This is a genomic window from Streptomyces sp. NPDC002130 (genome assembly GCF_040296465.1).
Classification (GTDB): domain Bacteria; phylum Actinomycetota; class Actinomycetes; order Streptomycetales; family Streptomycetaceae; genus Streptomyces.
Genome location: NZ_JBEOXI010000490.1, coordinates 1 through 2968, shown reverse-complemented (window position 1 = coordinate 2968; position 2968 = coordinate 1). Strand labels below are relative to the sequence as shown.

Sequence of the window (2968 nt, the reverse complement as noted above, 5' to 3'; positions counted from 1 at the left end):
CGAGCTTGTAGATCTGGTGGAACTCGGCCGCCTCGGTCATGGCCGTACCGGTCATGCCGCACAGGCCCGGCTGTTCCTTGCCGTTGTGGTCGTGGTCTGAGCGAGCAGCGAATCGGGATCGTGGGTGCGAACGGAAGCGGCAAGTCGACCCTCGCTCGCATGATCAACGGACTGGTCGTTCCGACGGAAGGACACGTCCACGTCAACGGCTTGGCCCGGGAGCTGTAGGGGCGGCCGGTGAGGAGCATCTCCAGGGCGTGGGTGCGCGGGATCTGGCGTTGCAGGCGGACCGTGGAGCCGCCGATGGGGAACAGGCCGCGCTTCACCTCGAACAGGCCGAAGGTCGCGGACTCGGCGGCGACGCGGATGTCGGTGCCCTGGAGCATCTCGGTACCGCCGGCGACGCAGTACCCCTCGACGGCGGCGATCACCGGCTTGCGCGGACGGTGATGGCGCAGCATCGCCTTCCAGTGCAGGTCGGGGTCGGCCTTGAGCCGGTCCCGGTACTCCTCTCCGGCCATGCCGTTCCCGGCGAGGGCCTTGAGGTCCATGCCGGAGCAGAACGAGCCGCCCGCGCCGGTGAGGACGATCGAGCGGACCGAGTCGTCCGCGTCGGCCTCCAGCCACCCGTCGTGGAGGCCGACGAGCATCGGCAGCGAGAGCGCGTTCCTGGCCTGCGGCCTGTTGAGCGTGAGCACCAGTGTGGCGCCTTCGCGCTGCACGGTGAGGTGTTCCGTCCCACCCATGGCGAACTCCCCTCTCGTGGAACGAGAACAGGTTGCAGTAGGGCGGGAAGCACTTCAAGGGTTTTCTGACAGGCAGTCAGATTCTTTCGCGCGAACCCTTCACACTTGGACCGCCCTTTGCTCTGATGACCGCGAACCGTCCGATGCCAGGCACGCCCGGGGTCAGGAGGAGCGGTGGAGTACAACCTTGCCGACCTGTTCGAGTCGGTCGTCGACGTCGTCCCCGGCCGTGAGGCGCTGGTGTACGCCGACCATCCCGGCACGGGGGCGGAGCGCCGCCTGACGTACGCGGAGCTGGACGCCGCGGCCAACCGTGTCGGCCACCATCTGCTCGACAGCGGGATACGCCCCGGTGAACACCTCGGGCTCCATCTCTACAACGGCGTGGAGTACCTGCAGACGGTGCTGGGGTGCCTGAAGGCGCGGATCGTGCCCGTCAACGTCAACTACCGCTACGTGGAAGAGGAGTTGGTCTACCTCTACCGGGACGCGGACCTGGTGGCGCTGGTCTTCGACGCCGAGTTCACGGACCGGGTCGCGGCGGCACGGCCGCGGGCGGAGAAGCTGCGGCATCTGATCCGGGTGGGTGCTCCTGCGCCGGGGGCCGCGGACGTGCCCTGCGTGGAGTTCGCACAGGTGGAGGCCGCCGGGTCGCCCGAGCGCGGCTTTCCGGCCCGTTCGGCCGATGACCAGTTCATCATCTACACCGGCGGCACGACCGGGATGCCCAAGGGCGTGATGTGGCGGCAGGAGGACCTGTTCTTCGCGGGTCTCGGCGGGGGCGCCCCGACCGGGGAACCGGTGAAGAAGCCGGAGGAACTCGCCGAGCGGGTCGCGGCCGGCGGCGCTGGGATCACGTTCTTCCCTACGCCTCCGCTGATGCACGGCACCTCCACCCTCACGGCGTTCATCGGCTTCAACTTCGGGCAACGGGTGGTGATCCACCGCAAGTTCGTGCCCGAGGAGGTGCTGCGGACCGTGGAGAAGGAGAAGGTCAGCAGCATCTCGCTGGTGGGGGACGCCATGCTGCGGCCGCTGATCGACGCGCTGAGCGGACCGCTGCGGCACATCGACCGCTCATCGCTGTTCAGCGTGTCGTCGTCCGGCGCGATCATGTCGGACACGGTGCGCCGGCAGTTCCGGGAGCTGGTGCCGAACGCCATGCTGCTGAACAACTTCGGCTCGTCGGAGTCGGGCTTCAACGGGACCGCGACCGAGGACTCCGGCCCGGAGCGGGGCTTCCGGGTGCGGGTCAACGCCCGTACCCAGGTGGTCGACCCTGGCACGTACGCGCCGGTGGCGCCCGGCGAGGTGGGCCGGATCGCCCAGTGCGGACATGTGCCGCTCGGCTACTACAACGACCCGGTCAAGACCGCCGCGACCTTCTTCGTCAGGGACGGCGAGCGGTGGGTGCTGCTCGGCGACATGGCCACCGTCGACGAGGAGGGCGTGGTCACCGTCCTGGGCCGGGGCTCGCAGTGCATCAACACCGGCGGCGAGAAGGATGGCTCGCCGCGCTACCTCGAGCATGGCCGCAGGACCGTCGGTATCCGGAAAGCCCTGACCGAGGTTGACCGCGTCGTGAAGTGTGGCCAACGCTGTCATCTCGGCGAAGATCGTGGATGCGAACGGCTGCAGACGCGAGACGGTGCGGTTGCGGGGCGTCGAAGGCATCTTTGCAGCTTAGTCGGCTGACACCGCATCCTCACATCCGCTCGGGCGCGGTGCTTGTCACGTTTGAATCGCCGCCGTCGTCCAACTCTGTAGAGAGCATCGAATCCGGTGCCCCAGAACAAACGGAGGCTTGCCATGACTCGCATTCCCGCAGTGACACCGTCAGAAGCCAGTCCGTTGATCAAAGTGGCATACAAATTTGCCGCCAGGCAGTACGACGAAGTCCCCGAGCCCTTCGCCGTCCTGGCCAATCACCGCAAACTGTTCGTCGCCGCTGCCCGTCACGAGATGGCCGTGCAGAAGGCGTCGAAGGTGTTGCCGTCGAACATTCGTGAACTGGCCGTCTATCGCGTCGCCTGGACCGTCGGCTGCTCGTGGTGTGTCGACTTCGGGACGATGCTCTCGCGCCTGGACGGTTTGGACATCGACAAGCTGAAAGGGATCGCGAACTACCGGGATTCACCGAAGTACAGCGAGGACGAGCGGGCAGAACGGGCTGGGCCGGGTGCATCTGGGCGGGCGTGGACTCGATCACGACGAACCGCGTC

Annotated in this window: 3 protein-coding genes and 1 pseudogene; 3 read left to right on the top strand and 1 reads right to left on the bottom strand. The window is 67.3% G+C overall.

Annotated elements, in window-relative coordinates; translation table 11 throughout:
• Window positions 1-120: 120 nt before the first annotated feature.
• The gene (locus ABT116_RS41555) at window positions 121-228 is read left to right on the top strand and encodes an ATP-binding cassette domain-containing protein (protein WP_351645487.1); all 108 of its coding nucleotides are present in this window, start codon (window positions 121-123) and stop codon (window positions 226-228) included.
• Here ABT116_RS41555 and ABT116_RS41550 read toward each other — a convergent pair.
• Window positions 216-746: pseudogene (locus tag ABT116_RS41550) on the bottom strand (enoyl-CoA hydratase-related protein); the annotation flags it as partial. The gene ABT116_RS41555 and the pseudogene ABT116_RS41550 sit on opposite strands and share 13 nt — an antisense overlap.
• A gap of 174 nt (window positions 747-920) precedes the next feature.
• Between ABT116_RS41550 and ABT116_RS41545 the strand changes: the two are divergent.
• Window positions 921-2441 carry an AMP-binding protein gene (locus ABT116_RS41545; protein ID WP_351645484.1) on the top strand — a complete coding sequence of 507 codons (1521 nt, stop codon included), beginning with the start codon at window positions 921-923 and terminating at the stop codon, window positions 2439-2441.
• A gap of 114 nt (window positions 2442-2555) precedes the next feature.
• On the top strand, window positions 2556-2968 hold a 413-nt coding region (locus ABT116_RS41540; RefSeq protein WP_502984032.1), incomplete at its 3' end, for a carboxymuconolactone decarboxylase family protein.